This is a genomic window from Microseira wollei NIES-4236 (assembly GCF_020521235.1).
Taxonomy (GTDB): domain Bacteria; phylum Cyanobacteriota; class Cyanobacteriia; order Cyanobacteriales; family Aerosakkonemataceae; genus Microseira; species Microseira wollei.
This window is the reverse complement of record NZ_BLAY01000185.1, coordinates 1-19,905: the sequence shown is the minus strand read 5'-3', so window position 1 is coordinate 19,905 and position 19,905 is coordinate 1. Positions and strand designations below refer to the sequence as shown.

The window sequence follows — 19,905 nt, the reverse complement described above, 5'->3', positions numbered from 1 at the left end:
GCAAGATGCCCACCCCACAAAACAAAACTACTCTTCTGGGGTGGGGGCGGGCAAGATGCCCACCCCACAAAACAAAACTACTCTTCTGGGGTGGGGGCGGGCAAGATGCCCACCCCACAAAACAAAACTACTCTTCTGGGGTGGGGGCGGGCAAGATGCCCACCCCACAAAACAAAAAAACTCTTGTGGGGTGGGCGTCCCGCCTGCCCACAAGTTGATGGAAAACGGACTTTTGCAAAAACTCTCATCTAAAATTTCTCACAGCCAGCCCTTAAGGCGATAAACTGCTATGCCAACGTACTCTTTGATGGCGCTGGTGGTGTTGTCTAAATTCTCGATATCGGGCAAGAGATTGAAGATAATTGCTTGCCAGCTATCTAGTGGCTTAAAATCCTTTTCGGTGACCAAAAAGTCCGTCGGTGCAGCGATCGCATCAATCCCTTGCCGCTGGAAAATTAGCAGCGATCGCGGCATGTGCATCGCTGATGTTATCAATAATACGCGCCGTTGCATCTTTTTATCATCGAGGATTTTTCCCACGTTGACTGCATTTTGGTAGGTATTGAGCGAAGTTGCATCTTCCAAAATCGCCGATTGCGGAACCCCCATTGCTAAGGCAATTGCCGCCATATCTTTAGACTCGGACTCGTTATTGTCTTTCCAATCAATTCGCCCACCACTGAGAACGAGCCAAGGGGCTTTGCCCTGCCGGTATAACTGGGCACCGTGGAGGATGCGATCGCCTCTATCTGATACATCTACCCAAGGACGCGGCGGCAGTTTGGCCTTAATCCCGCCGCCCAAAACGACGATAGCCGCAACTTGGGGCAATTCCCCGCTGGGGAGGTGCTGCCATTCTAGACTTCGCACTAAATAGCGAGACACAGCGGCATTACTGGCTATCAGTAACACGAACAGTGCGGTGACGATCGCGCCTACTGCTATCCTGGGTCGTTTCCAGAAGGCGATCAACGCCACAACCATCAACAGACAGGCTAGCCCCAACGGGTAAAAGAATATAGGCAGCAGCTTGGACAAAAATAAAAACATATAGCTAATTGCTAATGGCTAATGGCTAGAAAAGCCAGTCTGACAAGCAGCCTACCTCACTCTCAGGAATCAGCTACCCGCCTGCTCTTTTTTCTTCCTTTCAGCAGCTTCTCTTTCCAGTCGCCTCAACAGCCTATTTGAACGGGCATTCTTCCAAAAAAATGCGCTGGGACGGCGTTCGTAACGCTCCCTCTGCCATAGTTTGAACAGTTCCCTGGGACTCAAAGGCTTACCGTCTTTTTGAGCAGGTTCGGCAGGTTCTAGGGGTTCCTTGGCTGGTTTGGATTCATCTTGACTCGTCCAACCAGCAATAATCCAGCTGTTGGCGACTCCGCCCAATATGCCATAACACAGGGACAGGGGGAATGGCAGACCCAGCAGCCAAAAAGCCAGGAACAAAAATAAACCCGAAATTACTCCAGCTATAACAGCCGCTGATTTGGATAGCATTTTTCTTCTTTGGTACTACCTATTGCAGACTATCTGAAATCTGCAATCTGAAATCTAAAAATTGTATCATTCCATGCTGAGGATCTGTGCCACTAGAGTTTGTGGGTCTTGGGTGGTGTCTAGGGTTGTAACATAAGCAAGTTCTGCTTCTGTGAAGGGTTCGGCGGCGGCAATTTGGGAGGCGAGTAGGTCGGCGGTGGCGTCGGTGATGTCGCCGCTGCGGGTATTGAGGCGAGCGCGCAATACTGACTCTGGGGCGGTACAGTAGAGGATTTGTAGGGGTAGCTGGTGGGATTGGGATTGAGACTTCGCATCCTGTCTCAACGCCTCTCGGTCATACTTAGCATCTAATATTACCGGGTAGCCCGTCGCTGCTAGTTTAATTCCCAATTCCAACAAGCGTCCGTAAGTTTTCTCGGTCATTTCTGGCGCGTACAAATCTTCTGGTCCCCGTTCGTACAAAGGTACGCCTCCCAAATGCTTCCGCACCGCATCCGAACGAATGTGAATTGCACCTATGCGCCGCGCTAACTTTTTGGCGATCGTACTTTTTCCAGAACCGGATAAACCCGACATTAAAATTAACTTTCCTTGGCGCGGTTTTGTGTATTGCCACGCCATTTTGTAATAGTGAGCGGCTGTTTCTTTTGCCTTTTCTTTTTCAGCCGCCGGGACTCCCGGATCGTCCAACAAAAACGAAGTTACTTTCGCTCGCACGTAGGATTGACGGTTTAGGTACAAAGGTAATACTTGCAACCCTTCCCAGTCGCCAGTCTGTTCGATGTAAGTATTCAAAAAAGCATTACCTAAATCTTGACGCCCCCTTGCCTCCAAATCCATTACGGTAAAGGCTACATCGTACATCACATCGACAAAGCGGAATGGTTCGTTGAATTCAATGCAGTCAAACAGCAAAATCTTGTCCTGTAACAGACAAATATTTCTTAAATGCAAATCTCCGTGGCATTCTCGAATCCAGTTATTTTTAATTCTACTGTTCAATAGTTCTAGGTACTCCCCGAAGAATCGGTCCGAATATTGTTTAGTTTCCTCGAACTGGGATTGAGTTTGAGCGCCACCTATATATTTTTCAGTTTGCTCGTAATTTTCATCAAAAGCCTTGCGAACTTGACTTGGTTCCCCAAAGGTTTTAATGTAGTCATTTGTTGCAGCTTTGGCGTGGAATTGAGCCACAACTCGCCCCAGTTCTTCCATCAGGGTTTCTGTCAGCTTTCCGCGTTCAAATAAACTGAGGAATAGGGTATCTTGGGGAAATTGGCTCATTTTTAACGCATATTCTACTGGTTCGCCAGTTCCGCCTATTTGAAATTGGGTATCGCTTTGGGTAATCGGCAAAACTTCTAGATAAATTTCACCAGCCCCCTGCTGATTGAGCCGCAATTCTTCATTACAGAAATGCTGGCGTAATTCCAAGGTTGAGTAATCCAAAAAACCAAAATTTACCGGCTTTTTGAGTTTATAAGCATAATCGCCAGTCAGTAGCACGTAAGAAACGTGAGTTTGAATCATCTCAATGGGTTCTGTTACCGGATGGGGATAGAACCCAGGCTGCATCATCTGTTGAATTAAGGGGGGAAGAGAAGAATCAGTCATTTTAATAATCTGTAGGACAAATTTACAAACAAAACCAGGACTTACGCAAAAAACCAGGTTTCTCCGCAAAATCGTGGGTTTCCCGTGGCGAGATTGACGCATCACGTTTGTTTTTGGGACAAATTTCCCAAAAAAACCCTGTTTCTCCGCAAAAAAATCGTGCGTTTCCCGTGGCGAGATTGACGCATCACCTTTGTTTTTGACCCCGCGTGGTAAGTCCTGAAAACAAAAAGCCAGGGGATATCCCCTGGTCTTTTATACAACAAGATCCAACATTTGTTGGTAACAAAATCATTAAGATTCTGCCGCTGTTGCCTTATCCTCATCGCTGGTGCGGGGCGCAACGACTGTTACGACTGTTTGTTCCCCATCGGTTAAAGCTGTAACGCCTTCAGGTAGAATAATGTCGCGGACATACAAGCTACTACCAACTTCCAGAGTCGAGACGTTAATTTCAATTGAGTCTACAATTTTGTCTGGGGCGCAGCGCACCTGAAGTTGGGTGATGACGGTGTCTAACACACCGCCGCTATTTTTGACACCTGTGGCTTCTCCGACAAAGTGCAGCCGCACTTCTAAGTCGATGGGACCGTGAGCGGCGATCGCAAAAAAGCTCAGGTGGTAGGGAAAACCTTTCCAGGGATGGATTTGCACTTCCCGCAGTAAGGTTTTACCGCTCCATCCCATGTCAGCCACGTTCAGATCAATTACGGTATTGTTAACCGAGGCTTTTTCTAGCAGCCGTTCGGCTACTTTGGCCTCCACTGTCAGCGCCACTGACTCGACACCTTTGTGACCATATAGCACCGCAGGAATTAGCCCAGAACGACGGAGGGCATTTGGTTTGGTACCAACTTCGCGCTTTTTAGATTCAACTGTGAGTTCCATCTTGGGATTTTGGATTGTAGGATCGAAATCGAATTTCAGGCGGATACAGGCGTACCGTCTGCGTGTAACAGCGCCCGTTTGGGGCCGTGGATCGGGTCTTCCACGATAATAGTTTGGTCGCGGCTGGCGCCTAAGGAGACAATCGCAATCGGGACTTCCATCAATTCGGCAAGGAATTTAAGATAGTCCAAAGCTTGCTTTGGTAAGTCTTCTAGATTGCGACAGGAGGCGGTAGATTTTTGCCAACCTGGTAGTGTTTTATAAATAGGTTGACAACGGGCAAAGACGCGGGCGCTACTGGGAAAGTTTTCGCAACGTTGACCGTCTATTTCGTAGGCAACGCAGACTTTAATTTCTTCTAGTTCGTCCAGAACGTCTAGTTTGGTGATGGCGAGGCAGTCCATCCCGTTGATGCGGACGGCATAGCGACCGATGACGGCGTCAAACCAGCCACAGCGGCGCTTGCGTCCCGTCGTCGTGCCAAATTCCGCACCGCGATCGCACAGCAACTCTCCTAGTGTACCGTGCAGTTCCGTGGGAAATGGCCCTTCTCCCACCCGCGTCGTGTAAGCTTTGGCGACGCCGATGACGCGGTCTATCATTGTCGGTCCTACACCCGTTCCCACGCAAGCCCCACCTGCGACGGGATTGGATGAGGTGACGTAGGGATAAGTGCCGTGATCCAAGTCCAGCAGCGTGCCTTGCGCTCCTTCAAATAAGATATTGCGCTTGTGCAAGATCGCGTCGTAAATTCTCAACGAGCTATCCACCACATGAGGACGCAAGCGTTCGGCATATCCTAAATACTCCTCAATCACCGCTTCTGGATCTAAAGGCGGCAAGTTATAAAGTTTTTCCAGAATCACGTTTTTGTAGTTAATTGCCCAATTAAGCTGTTTACGCAGCCCTTTTGGGTTCATTAAGTCTAAAACGCGGATCCCCGTTCTTTCTGATTTATCCGCATAGGTGGGGCCAATACCCCGTCCCGTTGTACCAATTTTATGGTCTCCCCGTCGTTCTTCTGATGCCCGATCGATTAGGCGATGGTAGGGCATCGTCACGTGGGCTGTTTCCGAGATTAGCAAATTGCGCGTCGAGATGTTGAGCGCTTTTAGCTGGTCGAGTTCTTCGATTAGGACTTTCGGGTCGATCACCGTGCCGCAACCGATGATGCACTCGGTGTCCGGATACAATATGCCAGAGGGAATCAAGTGTAGTTTAAACGTCTGGCCTTGCACCACAACGGTGTGTCCGGCGTTGACACCCCCTTGGTAACGTACAACTACATCTGCTGATTTGCTGAGTAAGTCGGTGATTTTTCCTTTTCCTTCATCGCCCCACTGGGCACCGATCACAATTACGTTTGCCAAGGGTTTATCTTAATATCGCTACAGTTTTCACAAACTCTCATTATCACCATTTAGCACTGTAGTTGTCAACCCTTGTATGCGAGGCGGCTGGGGTTTTATCAACCAGCGAACGCGAGTGCGTGCGGTCGGCATATCGCATTTCACCCCATTCCATGTCCCCAGCGGGTATGGAAAACAATGCTCCCGCGCCGGTATCGGCGTCGCCCTATCCTCAAATTCTGCAATTTTTAGCGTTTCTCAGGGCACCTGAGTTAGACAGGTCTTACCCCAGACGAACCTATCACCTTTCAGGATTTAGACAAAGAAACCCAGTTTCTAGGAAAAATCGTTGGTTTGGCAACCAGAGATATGCATACCCTACCTGAGCGAACGACTCAGAAACCGGGTTTCTTTGTGTAGGTCCTGCTGGTATCATCCCCCAATTTACCTGCGGCTTTGTGAAAATTTGTGAAATTCTCCGCGAAATTACGGAGCGAAACCGCGTAAGTGTTTTTTAAAGCAACTTTTTTGACTCTGTACTATTGCTGAAAATCGGTAAAATACCTATCCCTAACTTGACTTTAATTAAAAAAAAATGATATTCTATGAGCATAGTTTAATCAGAAAAGAGGTTGGCGCTCGCTCTTAGCAAATTAGATGGAAGACGAGCTAATCTCAGATTCTATTAACACTTGAGATGGTGCATTTTAAACATTAGTGATAACTGCTAACCGGCAGTCTAAACCCTATTTAAACTTACGGGTTTACATAACAGTCAAATCAGTTTTTTGACTGCGCTTATCCAGGGAAAAGTATTACCAGCTACAAGCCAGACTCTCAAAAATTTAAAACAGATATCCGGGTTGTAAAGACTTTGGTATCTGCCTAAAATCAGCTGGAGTTCTGGTTAATTTTTGGCTCTATTTTAGGGCAATAAAAACGATGAAAAGCCTTGTGATTTAAGGTTTTTCAGGTGCTTGGACAACAAAAAAATCTGCAAACGCACAGTTCCCAAAAAAATTACGACTCTCAGGCTATGATGCAAATATTTTTCGTGTGTTCTATCGGTTTTTACTTGATAATCGCGGGCAATTTGTTCGCAACCTGGTTCGGGTACTTCAAGAAATATACCAGCCCATTTGATCCGCAGAGGTTCTCGTATCTGATGACTTTGGTGGTAGGTACTGCATTTTGGCCTGTGGTTGTTCCAATTGCTTACCTGTCACTTTTGAAACGTCGAGCATCACAGGATTTATCCTAGTTTTTTTGGGCGCAGCAAAAAACTAAAAATCCAGTGCTTTCGGTTAGGTTTTTCCATGCTGTTATGGGGCTAGCCTCTGGGTAACCAGTTCGGCGGCTAACCCCAACGCGGCTTTCATACTGGTAGCATCCGCAATTCCCTTACCCGCAATATCAAATGCCGTACCGTGATCGGGTGAAGTACGGACAAATGGCAAACCGATGGTAGTATTAACCGCGCGGTCAAACGCCATTAATTTCACCGGAATTAAACCCTGATCGTGGTAGAGTGCCAGATATCCATCTGCGGGATTTTGGTAGTGGTGTTTTTCTCCCTCTACCCCTGTGCCAAACCAGGCTTGACCGGGTTTAACCCACATCGTATCTGGGGGAATCGGACCTTCCAGGATAATCTCAGGTCTGCTATAGCGTTCTTGTTCCAAGAAGGGAATTAACCAATCTTTCTCCTCGCGTCCCAGCTGTCCCTGTTCGCCGCTGTGGGGATTTAAACCCGCGCAAGCTATCCTTGGTCTTTCTATCCTAAAATCTTGCTGCAAGCACTCTACCAACAAATCCAGTTTCCGCTTGATCAACTGGGGTGTCAGCCTATCTGCCACTTGACATAAAGGAATATGTGTGGTTGCGAGTAAGGTACGGAGAGTCCAGCCGGTATGGGGCGATCGGGCGACGAATAACATGCCAAATCTGTCTACACCAGCTTTTTGGGCTAATAGTTCGGTTTGACCCGGATAATCGTATCCAGCAGCCTTCCAGGCGGATTTAGCAATCGGGCCGGTGACGATGGCGTCGAATTCGCCTGCTAGGGTGCGAGCGATCGCCGTTTCCATATAAGCAAAACTCGCCGCCCCGCTGGCAGCATTGCCAATTCCAGTAATAATTCGATCTTCTATTTCTCTAGGCAGATTCACATCTAGAATTGATAACCCTGCCGGATCTGCCAACAATTCCTGCTGCTCTGGGCGACGCAGGTCCGAGTAAATCTTTTGCAGCAGCGCCCGACTGCCGATTACAGTAATATCGCAATTTTGGCTAACTTCGGGGTCAGAGAGCGCTTTCAGCACCACCTCCGTCCCAATTCCCGCCGGATCGCCCAGGGTCACCGCCAACCTGCGCCGCCCGTCGCCCTGGTGAAGGGCAGCATTTGTAAAGAAAGCTTTCTGTGCCTTCATATTATCGCCCCACCCCCATTCCTTCACCCGATGCCCGTCAGCAACACCTTTTATATGTAGATTGTTAGCTTAACTGTTTTATACTAACGTAAGTTGCTAGTTACATCGAGCGGTACTGGTAATGGTTAATGGGTAATGGGTAATTGTCAAGAGGGCAAAAACCTGTTAATCCAATTACCAATTACCAATTACCAATTACCAATTACCGCTGTCACAAATTATAACTAGCAACTTGAGTTACTAACTTTTAGTTTTGACTGAATCTGCTGATAGTTTTGACTGAATTTAGGAGTGTCCAAATAATGAACGCTGAGTTTTTGAATGCGATGGTTTTGTCCTTCAGCCTGATTATTGTGGGTATGGGGATGGGCTTTTTGTTGCTAAAAATTCAAGGGGGCGAAGAATAGCGCCCTCTAACGGCGTTATTAGTGAGGACTCTTGTCCTCACCTTAAACCTCCGGGAGTATGGAGAGCCACCCATCTTTTAAGTGGGGGATGAAATACAAAAGCGAGCTGTTTTAACCGCCGTTCCCCAAAAAGGGGTGGGGGTATGGTTGCCTCCAAAGCTCCGTTAAACGGGTTAAGTTAGCTATGCCTCCTGCGTCGGCACGCTGCGCGAACGCCAATGTTATTTAGGCTTGTTAGGCTAGCAGCACCGTCTTACCGCTTGTAAAACTGTTTAACCACTAGCGACAGAGCAGGGGACTAGCGAGAGCATCCCAGGGTGTCGTGACCTAAATAACGTAGTCAAGTTTTGACTGAGGCCCGTCAGCTACCTGAAGTTTCTGGGCAGTGAGCCGCCGTCTCTTCAGAGCGGGGTGCTGACCCTCCTGCATCATTGCCACCGCCCCGGCAACCGATCTTAGCCTTTAATTAAGCGCACCAAAGTAATTTTGTCAATCCCCTGAAAGAAATCGCAAAATTCTGATAACATCTTAGAGAAAGTTTAAGATTCGTTACTAATCTGAGTCAGCACCCGGCTTTAAAGACACGGGGCAACTCCGGCTTAGAGCGAGGTGCTGACCAGCCGCGCGTCTTAATAAACCCGGTGGGGCAAAGGCGAGATATCTAATTAGATTGCGTCTTGGCTAACATCACGCTGTTATTAGCAGGCGTTTCCGGCTAATAACAGGAATGAGTAAGAACTGTACCTCTTCTGACTCTCCCCTTAAAGGGGCTAGCTTAAAAGCTAGAGTCGTTTTTCCTCCCCGGCCTAAAAGCACCGGGTTTCAAAACTCCCGTGAGATTTTATGACTTTATTAGTGGTCGGTGCCACAGGCACCTTGGGAAGACAAGTGGCTCTCCACGCCCTGGAAAAGGGATACAAAGTCCGCTGTTTAGTAAGGAGTTACAAACGGGCGGCTTTTTTGAAAGAAAAAGGCGCCCAACTGGTACCGGGAGACTTGTGCGAACCGGAAACCTTGCAACCAGCATTAGAAGGGGTAACCGCAGTGATTGATGCGGCAACCGCCCGCGCCACCGAGGCGAGCATCAAACAAGTAGACTGGAACGGCAAGGTGGCACTGATACAAGCCGCCAAAGCAGCGGCAGTCGAGCGGTTTATCTTTTTTTCGATTCTCAACGCCGAAAAGTTTCCTCACGTACCGCTGATGGAGATCAAGCGGTGTAACGAGCTATTTTTAGCAGAATCCGGTTTAAATTACACGATTCTGCGACCCTGCGGCTTTATGCAAAACTTAATCGGCGAGTATGCCATTCCCATATTGGAGAAACAGGCGGTTTACGTCACCAGTCAATCGGCCCCCGTTGCCTATATGGATACGCAGGACATCGCTAAGTTTGCCATTCGCGCCCTGGAAGTACCTGAAACGCAAAAACAAGCATTTCCCGTTGTAGGCACTCGTGCTTGGAGCGAAGATGAAATTATCCGCCTGTGCGAACGGTTGTCCGGGCAAGACGCCAAGGTGACGCGCCTACCCCTGAATTTCCTCCGCACGGTGCGCCAAATGGCGCGGTTTTTTCAGTGGGGCTGGAATTTAGCCGACCGCATGGCTTATGCCGAAGTTGGCGCAACAGGGGAACCGATGAACGCGCCAATGGAGGAAGTTTATCGAGTATTCGGGCTAAACCCAGAAGAAACAACTACCTTAGAAGCTTACATGCAAGAGTACTTCAGCCGGATTATGAGAAGGCTGAAAGAAATTGATTATGAGCGCAATAAAGGGAAGAAAAAACCACAGAAAAAAACCCAGATGTGGTTTTAAGCCGATCTAATTTCGCGGCATACCCCATCCGACGGGAGCGGTAGGGAGGATGTCAAGAATGGTAAAATGCTCGAACCAACATACTTCTAAGCAAAAACTGGACTTGCTCGCGTGCCAAAAGCCGGGATTATCTACAACGACATCAAACCAACTGCTTGCCGCGTCGCCACAGAGTTGAAAGACCAGTTAATCAATGCTGGTTGGCAAGTTTGCCTGACAACAGGGGTGGGCGGTATTCTGGGTTATTCCGATTGCGAACGCCCCGTTTGTCATACACCCATCGAGCATTTAGTGCCTGCCGGTTTCGACTCTGAAATGGCTTTTGCCGTGGTTTTGGGGGGAGATGGGACTGTACTGGCAGGGTTTCGCCAGCTAGCGCCCTCTGGGGTTCCCTTGCTGACGGTTAATACGGGTCACATGGGTTTTCTGACGGAAACTTACGTCAACCAATTGCCGCAAGCAATGGAAAAGGTGATGGCAGGGGAATACGAAATTGAAGAGCGCACCATGCTATCAATTCGCCTGTTCCAGGAAGATACCCTACTGTGGGAAGCGCTTTGCCTGAATGAAATGGTGATTCACCGGGAACCCCTCACCAGCATGTGCCATTTTGAAGTGAAAATCGGCAGGCACTCACCCGTGGATATTGCGGCAGATGGGGTGATTGTCTCGACGCCGACGGGTTCGACGGCGTATGCTTTGAGTGCGAATGGCCCGGTGATTACGCCGGGAATTCCCGTGTTGCAGCTAGTGCCGATTTGTCCTCATTCTTTGGCTTCGCGGGCGTTGGTGTTTGCCAATACCGAACCCGTGACGATTTTCCCCGCAACTCCGAATCGATTGGTCATGGTAGTTGATGGCAATGCGGCGTGCTACGTGTTGCCAGAAAATCGGGTGCGGGTGGAGAAATCCCAATACCCTGCCCGCTTTATCCGCCTGCAACAGCCTGAGTTTTTCCGGATTTTGCGGGAAAAATTAGGCTGGGGTTTGCCTCATATTGCTAAACCTACTTCGGTGGAATTACCATAAATCGGTAATTGCTAATCGGTAATGGGTAATGGGTTGTGGAGTGTCAACCGCCTCACCCACAAGGGGACGGGGTTTCCAGGTGGGAAGACTTTTTTGAATACCATTTTATGAATACCATCGAGTCCAGCCACAGTCCCTGTGTCTTGGTGATTGAAACAGACGAAGCTTTGGCTCAAAATCTCAGTCTCGATCTGAGACAATCTGGCTATGACCCAGTGATAGCCCAGGATGTGCCTACGGGGCTTTATCAAGTCGAGGAACGCCACCCGGCTTTGATTGTGGTAGACCGGATGTTAGCAGGGGAATCAGGTTTGACATTGTGCCAGACTCTTAGGGGTGCTGGTCATAAAACGCCAGTATTATTATTGATGGCTCGCGATAGTGTGGAAGATCGGATAGCTTGTTTAGAAGCAGGGGCGGATGATTACTTCCTCAAGCCATACCGCAGTGAAGCGTTTCTCAAGTTAGTACGCTTCTACCTTGAGCCGCATACTGATAGTTCACAACAGTTACGATTTGCCGATCTGATTTTAGATCTGGGGGGTCGCAAAGCCATCCGTAACGGACGATCTATCGACCTGACGATGAAGGAATACGAACTGCTAAAGTTTTTGATGGAAAATCCCCGCGACGTCCTCACCCGGGAACAAATTCTGGAAAATGTCTGGGGCGATGATTTTATGGGCGAGTCGAATGTGATTGAAGTGTATATTCGCTATTTACGCCTCAAAATTGAAGATGAAGGCGAAAAGCGCTTAATTCAGACCGTGCGGGGTGTGGGGTACGTTCTCCGGGAAGCTTAGATCGGGGATATTGGGAGCGATCGCCATTATGCAGCGTTACATAATTAGTCTGGGAATAATGTTAGGCATCTGGTTTGCAGGTTGTTCGCCAACGGTGTCAACTACCTCTGGTATCGGCAATACTCACGCGCTTGGGCAAGCAACGCCGTCACCCACTTCCCAGTTTAGAGGTCAAATGCTGCCGATTTCAGCACAGGCGACGATTGCAGGTAAGAAAATTAATTTAGAAGTGACTCGGACTCCAGAACAACAGGCGTTGGGGTTGATGTACCGCACTTCCTTACCCGATGACCGTGGCATGTTGTTTGAGTTTAACCCACCCCACCCGGTCAGTTTTTGGATGAAGAACGTTAAAATCCCCCTCGATATGATTTTTCTACGGCAGGGGGTTGTCCTGGCGATCGCAGCGAACGTTCCTCCCTGTAATGCTAACCCCTGTCCTAGCTATGGCCCCAATACAGCCATCGACCAAGTGATCGAACTGCGGGGCGGTAGGGCGTCTCAGTTGGGGTTAAGGGTGGGCGATCGGATCGCTGTCCAGTTTTTACCCAACTCATCGCCACCATAATTTTAAATAAATTTAATATTTATCGAACAGTGTTAAGATTATTTACGAGCTTAGTACAAAACGGAAATGCTTTGCTAAGCTGTCCAAGCACCAGTTGTTGGGACAACGGTTGGTGTTGGCGCTAGTAAAACCAAGGGAAACCTCCGACCCTAAGAGTCGGTGCTAATTCCGAAAAGCGTCTTTGTACATTGTGGTGTCGGTGTGAGAAGAGTGAGATAAGCAAACGTTATAGCAGGGATAACCCAAAGGCATAGTCTTGCCGTAGGGTAAAGCCAGTTTAGTTGCCAAAATCCCACGACCTTTAGGGGATTCATAGGGAACAAAAAGTATCAAAATATATTCCCTGCTGTAGGTGAGACTGATACCAGTAGCGAGGTAGAACAGAAACAATCAAACTGATTCGTTTTTACCCAGCGGTGCGGTTAAAGAATTCCTGCCTTTAGGTGTTACTCAGGTAGCTGGTCTAATTCTCAAGCATTTCAAGCATTTTGATTTGCTCAAGCAATCTACGGCAAGAAAGGCTTGGTGGAGTTCACCCGGTGCTATTTTTTTTTACGCTTGTTACTGGTGGTAAGAGAGGTGCTTATGCAGCGCAAAGACAACCTAAAAAGTGTCTACTTGATGTTCAAATTTGCGAGGTGGATCTCGCATATTGGTGTCTAAAAGAGGAGGTGAAAGGCTATGGCACCTGCAACGTTTACGCGGTTCATTCGTTTCTTACAAGAAGAATTGGCAATTTCCAATGGTTCGATTAAAATTGCTTTACGGCATCGGGAGCAAGACCCGGGACCATTACCAATGATTCTTTGGCAGTACGGTTTGGTGACGTTGGAACAATTAGAGAAAATCTATGACTGGCTGGAATCAGCTTAGGATGGAGTTTATCACCCGATATCCGATCGTTATCTCAGCTCGATTATGTTTGGGGGTAATGGGCAAGTATAGGCGCATTCCCCTAAGATTGGGCTATTTTCCATACTTCACTCAAGCAAGCGGGTTTAATAAACAACCCGCTTGATTTTATATAGCAATAAAATCGGCAATCTCCAATCTAAAATCTGCAATTTTTTCCGTGGCTTCTTCTGTATTTTGAAACAAAACTGTGAAGGATCCAGCACCTAGTTTTTCTTGAGGCCACATGCGGTAGCAAGGAATTTTAGCCAGATGGGATTGATAAGCCGATAAATGGGGAACTTCTACCGGCTGAAACTGGGGAAATTTTTGCAAAAACCACTCGCAAACCGCTTCATTTTCTGCGGGTGAATAAGTACAAGTCATATAAGCTAAATATCCTTGCGGTGCGACAACCTGAGCAGAATTTGCTATAATACGTTTTTGTCTATTTGAACATTGATTAATCGCAGATGGGTGAAAACATCCAGGGGCTTTGCCGCCTTTAGCTAGCAAAGATTGACCCGTACAAGGAGCATCTACGATAACCAACTGGCTAGTTTTAGCAAAGGTTTTCGCTAGAATGCTTGCATCTCGGTTAGCTACAAAAGAGGGATGAATCTGACAGCGTTTTAAATTAGAAATTAGCATTCCGAGGCGTTTGCCAATGACTTCGTTAGCAATGAGTAAATCTGGGTGCAAGCTTCTCCAAGCAAAGATACTCTTACCGCCAGGGGCAGCACAGATATCTAAAATTAAAGGCAAAGGTGAAGATATAGTTAACAAAGTAGAAGCTGCAAAAACAGAAGAAAAGTCGAGGCAATAAAAATAACCGGCCTCGTGCAAAGGATGCTGACCGGGTTTAGTATCTAAAGATAAGCGGTCAACAAACGTGGGTTGCCAGGAAGTTGGCGATTCTACAGGGAACGGTAAAATATCTGGTTTTTCTTTACACCAAAGAATGCAGGGATGAAAAGTCTGAGGATGAATTAATGCTTCCACAAATCTTTCTCGCTCCCCTGAGTTGTCAAACAGACGCTGACTGAGCTTAAGTAGTAAATTAGAGGGTTTTTCCATATTTGTATTAATTGCATGTATTAGCGGCAAAAAACAAAGTTTTTCAATCCAGTTTTATCCCAGACTGGGAGGTTTTGATGGTATCAGATAAGTTTCGTCATCAGTTACGCCAAGAAGCCGAGCAATGGAAAGCTGAGGGTTTAATTGATGCGTGGCTATACGAGCAATTATCAGAACGCTATCAATTTAATACCCTGGACAGATCCACCCGCAACCGCTTTATTGTCATCTTAATCGGGTTGGGGAGTCTGCTTCTAGGGTTAGCAGTAATTACTCTGGTGGCGGCAAACTGGCAGGTATGGTCGCGGGAATTGAGGGTTACCTTGCTGCTGAGTTTGTTTATTGGGGTGAATGCCATCGGATTTTATCTCTGGCGGCGTCCTGCTGACGAATGGCAACACCGTATCGGTCATGGGTTGCTGCTGCTCGGGGCGTTGATTTTAGGGGCGAATATGGCGCTGATGGCGCAGATGTTCCACCAAAGCGGGTCGCCTGCTAGGCTGTTTTTAGTTTGGGGTTTAGGTGTCCTAGCAATGGCGTATAGCTTGCGCCTGACAGTGCTGGGGATGCTGTCGGTGTTGTTGATGGGGATAGGGTATTGGTGGGGATTTTTTGATTGGTTTCCTGGGATGGGATTTTCCTGGATGCGACTGATGCTGCAACACATGCCCATATTAGCGGGTTTGATGTTTGTACCGTTGGCGTATTGGTGTCGATCTCGATGGCTGTTTGGAATGGGAGCGCTCGCTATCATTTCATCTTTAGTAGCTAATCTGACGCGGGTGCAAATTGGAACACCATCAATACAAGCTTTAGTAACAGCGATCGCTTTTGCCCTGCCACCGGCTTTATTATGGGCTTACGATGACAGGTTGTGGCGTCCCTTTAACGTTACCCGTTGGCAAAGACTGCGGTTTCAACCGATTGCTCGGAATTTAGCTTTGCTATGTTTGGGTATATTATTTTACCTGTTTTCTTTCCGGGGATTGTGGCCTTCACCCATCCAAGCGCCAGGGGGAAACGTTCCCCAAGTTGATTGGGTGCTGCTGCTGGATGCGGCAATTTTGGCTTGTTTAACGCTGTGGGAATGGTTACGCTTGGTATGGCGGATAGATTTAACTACGGCTGTTGTGGGTGGGTTGATTGCGATCGCGGCGATCGTTCCTTGGTGGCATATTAGCATTGCCCCGATTCAAGATACTGCTGTCTGGATTTTTAATATAGCTTTGTTTGTCCTATCAGCTGGTTTACTGCGCGAGGGACTAAGCTTAGGACAAAGGCGCGGTTTTTGGGGTGGGATGATATTGCTAACGCTGCAAATTTTTAGCAGAATGCTGGAATACGATACGGATTTGTTGTTTAAAGCGTTTATCTTATTTTTGTGCGGCGTTGGGGTGATTGCGGCTGGACTTTGGTTTGAACGTTACCGAAATTCTTCGCTGCAAAGTCCCTGGCTTTAGACATGGGGATGTAGCTTGCCGTGGGAATTTATTCCCCTTCCATCAAACATTTGTGCTATAATTACGTCAGTGAGTTTGACGTAAAGATACTGGTATTGGAAGCAAAACTAGAAGGAACACGCGAGCAATACGGGAAGCTGGATGAGGCTATCCGTACTGCTCGCTTTGTTCGTGACAGTTGCCTTCGATACTGGATGGATAACTTTGACATTGGACGCTACGAGCTTTCTGCATATTGCGCTGTATTGGCTCAACAGTTTGAGTTTGCCAAGAATCTTAATTCTATGGCTCGTCAAGCTAGTGCAGAAAGAGCGTGGTCTGCTATTGCTCGTTTCTACGACAATTGCAAGAAAAACAAGCCGGGCAAGAAAGGATACCCAAGTTTTAAGAAGGAACAAACACAAGGTTCTGTTGAGTACAAAACCAGTGGCTGGAAACTTTCAGAGGATAGGAAGTATATCACTTTCTCTGATGGTTTTGAGGCGGGAACCTTTAAAATGTGGGGAACTCGCGATTTGCACTTCTACCAGTTGAAGCAGTTTAAGCGTGTTCGTGTTGTACGGCGGGCAGATGGGTATTATGCTCAATTTTGCCTTGACCTTGAGCGACTAGAGAAACGAGAGCCAACTGCTCACAATGTCGGCATTGACTTTGGATTAAACCATTTCTACACCGATAGTGACGGGAATACAGTAGCCAATCCGCGTCATCTTCGTAAAAGCTCCAAATCGCTGAAACGGCTTTCACGCCGTATGTCTAAGACCAAAAAGGGGTCTAAGAATAGAGCCAAATTTAGAAACAAATTAGCTCGAAAACACCTCAAGGTAAGTCGCCAACGTAAAGACTTTGCCATCAAAACGGCAAGGTGCGTAGTGATGTCTAAGTGCGATTCGTTCAGTCGAAATCCTATGGGAGAGATGACTGGCTTCAGTAGAGTAACCCACCAGGGTAGAGTGAGCACTTTAATCCTCTACTGATGACAACTTACTATCCATGTAGGTGAGGAAACCTAGCCGAGCAAAAGTGGAGACAGCTAGGGGAGAAAGGAAAAAGATGAAAGGTTACACCGACATCATAACCCAATCCGAAATACACCAAGACCTACCACCCTGGTGCGGGGATGAAAGCACACAAACTACCAAACACATTGGTAGCCCCAAAAGAAGAGACTGACTATCAACTCTGTAAAGCGGGGGTGAAAGCAGGAACAGGTGGTAATAGCTGAAAGCACCTACTGCAAGCAAGATTCTATGGGTAGAACAAACGAAGTGTTGATGAGCCATCGATATGCAAAGCCAGGGGATATAAGCTAATAGAATCAATCTAACTCCTGGGTCGGAAATAGCCGACAAGGGTAAGGTCTATCAGCATCTTAGAAACGAGATAGCGCACCACCTACAACCCCGGTGGAGAAACACGCCCTAAAGGAATCAACAAATGGATAGTAGGAACGAAGTAACCATCAAGTAAGCTCCTGATTGAGGTCGATTAATCAGGTAGGCAGTCAAGCTAAAAGCTACGAGATGGTGGGATGGTTCAAAAAGCCAATGCCCAACCCGAATCAACGGGTATTGCTTGAAAAGAGAAGGCGTAATTGCCGGGATAAGCTGACGTGAGCCGCAATGTGAATAAGCTAGAGGTGAAAGTAGCAATGAACAAGCCTAAATCTGATTCACAAACGAATACAGAGGGATATAAGAATATCGATTGGCGACAAGTCGAAAGGTACGTCTTTAAGTTGCAAAAACGCATCTACGCTGCTTCACGTCGTGGAGATGTCAAGCAAGTCCGTCAACTGCAAAAAACACTGATGAGGTCTTGGTCTAATAGAGTATTAGCGGTACGACGGGTAACAGTTGAAAATCAGGGTAAGAAGACGGCGGGAGTGGATGGAATTAAATCTCTATCCCCAAAAGCACGTCTCGAACTCGCAGGGCAATTGAAACTAACTGGCAAATCCAAACCCACAAGAAGGGTCTCGATACCCAAACCAGGAAGAAATGAAAAACGCCCACTAGGAATACCCACAATGTATGACCGCGATCTGCAAGCAGTAATTAAAGCTGCATTAGAACCAGAATGGGAGGCTACATTCGAGCCAAACTCATTCGGGTTTCGACCAGGAAGGTCATGTCACGATGCAATATGGCAAATAAAAAACAGCATTAAAGACAAACCCAAGTTTGTATTAGATGCCGACATTGCCAAATGTTTTGATTGCATCAACCATGAAACATTGCTCCAAAAGTTAAATATCAAAGGCAAAATCAGGCAACAAATCAAAGCCTGGTTAAAGTCTGGGGGAATAGACAAAGGAGCATTTACTGCTACATCTCTTGGAACACCACAGGGTGGGGTGCTATCCCCATTACTAGCAAATATAGCCCGACACGGCCTAGAAAACCACCTAAAAGAATTTGCAGAAACCTTAAGCCTCAGAAATCCTAATGGGGTAATAATGGCAAAACGGGACAGGAGAAAATCCCTTACCTTTGTCAGATATGCAGATGACTTTGTGGTACTACATCAAGATAAAGCCGTTGTCCAAAGATGCCGGGAAATAATCTCGGATTGGTTAAGTGACATAGGACTGGAATTAAAACCTGAAAAGACCCGACTAACTCACACACTTCACCCTGAATTGAGTGAGGATGGAATTGCTGGATTTGACTTTCTAGGTCATCACATCCAACAATACCCCGTTGGAAAATACCAAAGTGCCAAAAATTCACAAGGTAAAATATTAGGTTTTAAAACCCTCATCACCCCATCACCGAAGTCCAACAAGGCACATCAAGAGGAAATCGGAAGAATCATCAAAAAACACAGGTCATCACCCCAAGCGGTTCTGATTAAAGACCTAAACCCTGTTATAAGGGGATGGACTTCTTATTACTCAAACTCCGACGCAAAAAACGTAGGAGAATTATCAAAGCAAGATCACCTCACATACCTGAAACTTCGGAGATGGGCATTCCGCCGCTGTGGAAACATTAACACCGGGCATCAAAGATACTGGATATCCATAGACGGTGATAACTGGGTATTCGCAACCAAGAAGGGAGATGCGAACCCCCTGAGGTTACTCAAACATAGTGAGTTTAGTTGCAGTAGCACTGACTATGTGAAAGTTAAAGGCGATAAAAGTCCATTCGAAGGAGACCTAGTTTACTGGAGTTCAAGATTAGGGACAAGCCCTCAAATGCCTAGTCGAAAGGCGCGCGTTGCTCAAACAACAAAAGGGAAAATGTCAGGAGTGCGGATTAAGCTTCCAAGAATGGGATGTGATGGAAGTAGACCACAAAATCCCTAAAGCCCTTGGCGGTAGGGATGAGTATAAAAATATACAACTGTTGCATCGACACTGCCACGACGAAAAGACTGCTATTGACCTAATAAAAATTCGGCAGAAAGAACACTCCAAAAATTTCAATAAATTAGCCCAACAATGGGAAAAAGTAGAATGGGAGTGGATAAACGATATTCCGGTTATCAAAAGTCAAACGGTCAAGAAGTCCCACAATGACAAGGGAAAACACATTGAAGCCGTGTGCGGTGAAAGTCGCACGCACGGTTTCGGAGGGGAGGGAGAGGCTAGTAATAACCTCTCTCGACCTCACCCGACCTCGTGGCGTATGAAGACTTGCAGGTGCGGAATATGGTCAGAAATCGACATCTGGCTAAATCCATCTCTGATGCAGCGTGGACTCAGTTTCGTAGTTGGGTTGAGTATTTTGGCAAGGTTTTTGGCGTGGTCACAGTTGCTGTGCCGCCCCACTACACATCCCAAAACTGCTCCAATTGCGGCAAGGTTGTCAAGAAAACTCTTAGCACCAGAACGCATACTTGTCCCCACTGCGGACATGTTCAGGACAGAGATCATAATGCTGCACGAAACATATTAGAAAAGGCACTACGTACGGCGGGTCACGTCGGAACTAACGCCTCTGGGTGCGACGTGAAAAGACGGCGCATCTGACCGAGAGGAAAGACTCTCCAGGGAATTCTACCTCCCTGTCGCCATGTAAAAGGGTCAAGTACCCCGCCTACATTGGAAGTAAGTAATGATACC

Annotated in this window: 16 protein-coding genes and 3 pseudogenes; 11 read left to right on the top strand and 8 right to left on the bottom strand. The window is 47.2% G+C overall.

Features of this window, described 5'->3' with window-relative positions:
* Window positions 1-283 (top strand): hypothetical protein (locus MiSe_RS39490; RefSeq protein ID WP_226591024.1); only part of this gene is annotated, 283 nt, incomplete at its 5' end.
* On the opposite strand, the gene MiSe_RS39485 is transcribed toward MiSe_RS39490, so the two are convergent.
* The 6 genes from MiSe_RS39485 to pdxA all read right to left on the bottom strand — a co-directional run bounded on the left by MiSe_RS39485 (window position 259) and on the right by pdxA (window position 7,780).
* Window positions 259-1,050 (bottom strand): YdcF family protein, encoded by a 792-nt coding sequence (locus tag MiSe_RS39485; protein ID WP_226591021.1) that lies wholly within the window; start codon window positions 1,048-1,050, stop codon window positions 259-261. The genes MiSe_RS39490 and MiSe_RS39485 overlap by 25 nt on opposite strands.
* A gap of 69 nt (window positions 1,051-1,119) precedes the next feature.
* Window positions 1,120-1,500 carry a hypothetical protein gene (locus MiSe_RS39480; RefSeq protein WP_226591019.1) on the bottom strand — a complete coding sequence of 127 codons (381 nt, stop codon included), beginning with the start codon at window positions 1,498-1,500 and terminating at the stop codon, window positions 1,120-1,122.
* Window positions 1,501-1,566: 66 nt separating this feature from the next.
* Window positions 1,567-3,114, bottom strand: coding sequence for a bifunctional aminoglycoside phosphotransferase/ATP-binding protein (locus MiSe_RS39475; protein WP_226591017.1), 1,548 nt, complete (start codon window positions 3,112-3,114; stop codon window positions 1,567-1,569).
* A 294-nt stretch (window positions 3,115-3,408) separates the two neighbouring features.
* Complete coding sequence (locus MiSe_RS39470) at window positions 3,409-4,002, bottom strand: 50S ribosomal protein L25/general stress protein Ctc (protein ID WP_226591014.1); 594 nt, start codon at window positions 4,000-4,002, stop codon at window positions 3,409-3,411.
* Between the two features lie 35 nt (window positions 4,003-4,037).
* On the bottom strand, window positions 4,038-5,372 hold the full coding sequence (locus MiSe_RS39465) for an adenylosuccinate synthase (RefSeq protein ID WP_226591011.1): 1,335 nt from the start codon (window positions 5,370-5,372) through the stop codon (window positions 4,038-4,040).
* Window positions 5,373-6,673: 1,301 nt separating this feature from the next.
* Window positions 6,674-7,780 (bottom strand): 4-hydroxythreonine-4-phosphate dehydrogenase PdxA, encoded by a 1,107-nt coding sequence (gene pdxA / locus MiSe_RS39460; protein ID WP_226591008.1) that lies wholly within the window; start codon window positions 7,778-7,780, stop codon window positions 6,674-6,676.
* Between the two features lie 302 nt (window positions 7,781-8,082).
* Between pdxA and petM the strand changes: the two genes are divergently transcribed.
* The 5 genes from petM to MiSe_RS39435 all read left to right on the top strand — a co-directional run bounded on the left by petM (window position 8,083) and on the right by MiSe_RS39435 (window position 12,405).
* The gene (gene petM, locus MiSe_RS39455; protein ID WP_226591005.1) at window positions 8,083-8,187 is read left to right on the top strand and encodes a cytochrome b6-f complex subunit PetM; all 105 of its coding nucleotides are present in this window, start codon (window positions 8,083-8,085) and stop codon (window positions 8,185-8,187) included.
* A gap of 843 nt (window positions 8,188-9,030) precedes the next feature.
* Complete coding sequence (locus MiSe_RS39450; protein WP_226591002.1) at window positions 9,031-10,005, top strand: NmrA family NAD(P)-binding protein; 975 nt, start codon at window positions 9,031-9,033, stop codon at window positions 10,003-10,005.
* Between the two features lie 111 nt (window positions 10,006-10,116).
* On the top strand, window positions 10,117-11,034 hold the full coding sequence (locus tag MiSe_RS39445; RefSeq protein WP_226590999.1) for an NAD(+) kinase: 918 nt from the start codon (window positions 10,117-10,119) through the stop codon (window positions 11,032-11,034).
* 116 nt (window positions 11,035-11,150) lie between these two features.
* Window positions 11,151-11,837, top strand: a complete 687-nt coding sequence (nblR, locus tag MiSe_RS39440) for a response regulator transcription factor NblR (protein ID WP_444980613.1) — start codon at window positions 11,151-11,153, stop codon at window positions 11,835-11,837.
* 28 nt (window positions 11,838-11,865) lie between these two features.
* Complete coding sequence (locus tag MiSe_RS39435) at window positions 11,866-12,405, top strand: DUF192 domain-containing protein (protein WP_226590997.1); 540 nt, start codon at window positions 11,866-11,868, stop codon at window positions 12,403-12,405.
* A gap of 162 nt (window positions 12,406-12,567) precedes the next feature.
* On the opposite strand, the gene MiSe_RS39430 is transcribed toward MiSe_RS39435, so the two are convergent.
* Window positions 12,568-12,795, bottom strand: a complete 228-nt coding sequence (locus MiSe_RS39430; RefSeq protein ID WP_226590995.1) for a hypothetical protein — start codon at window positions 12,793-12,795, stop codon at window positions 12,568-12,570.
* A 291-nt stretch (window positions 12,796-13,086) separates the two neighbouring features.
* On the opposite strand from MiSe_RS39430, the gene MiSe_RS39425 reads away from it, so the two are divergent.
* Window positions 13,087-13,278, top strand: a complete 192-nt coding sequence (locus tag MiSe_RS39425) for a DUF2949 domain-containing protein (protein ID WP_226590993.1) — start codon at window positions 13,087-13,089, stop codon at window positions 13,276-13,278.
* Between the two features lie 147 nt (window positions 13,279-13,425).
* Here the strand turns inward: MiSe_RS39425 and MiSe_RS39420 are convergent, their stop codons facing one another.
* A complete protein-coding gene (locus MiSe_RS39420) occupies window positions 13,426-14,373 on the bottom strand; it encodes an RsmB/NOP family class I SAM-dependent RNA methyltransferase (protein WP_226590991.1) in 948 nt (315 codons plus the stop codon).
* A 77-nt stretch (window positions 14,374-14,450) separates the two neighbouring features.
* On the opposite strand from MiSe_RS39420, the gene MiSe_RS39415 reads away from it, so the two are divergent.
* The 4 genes and pseudogenes from MiSe_RS39415 to MiSe_RS39400 form a co-directional block, all read left to right on the top strand.
* Window positions 14,451-15,833, top strand: coding sequence for a DUF2157 domain-containing protein (locus MiSe_RS39415; RefSeq protein ID WP_226590990.1), 1,383 nt, complete (start codon window positions 14,451-14,453; stop codon window positions 15,831-15,833).
* A gap of 86 nt (window positions 15,834-15,919) precedes the next feature.
* A pseudogene (locus tag MiSe_RS39410) lies at window positions 15,920-16,714 on the top strand (RNA-guided endonuclease InsQ/TnpB family protein); the annotation flags it as partial.
* 770 nt (window positions 16,715-17,484) lie between these two features.
* Window positions 17,485-19,327: pseudogene (gene ltrA / locus MiSe_RS39405) on the top strand (group II intron reverse transcriptase/maturase); the annotation flags it as partial.
* A gap of 122 nt (window positions 19,328-19,449) precedes the next feature.
* Window positions 19,450-19,812: pseudogene (locus MiSe_RS39400) on the top strand (RNA-guided endonuclease InsQ/TnpB family protein); the annotation flags it as partial.
* Between the last annotated feature and the right edge of the window lie 93 nt (window positions 19,813-19,905).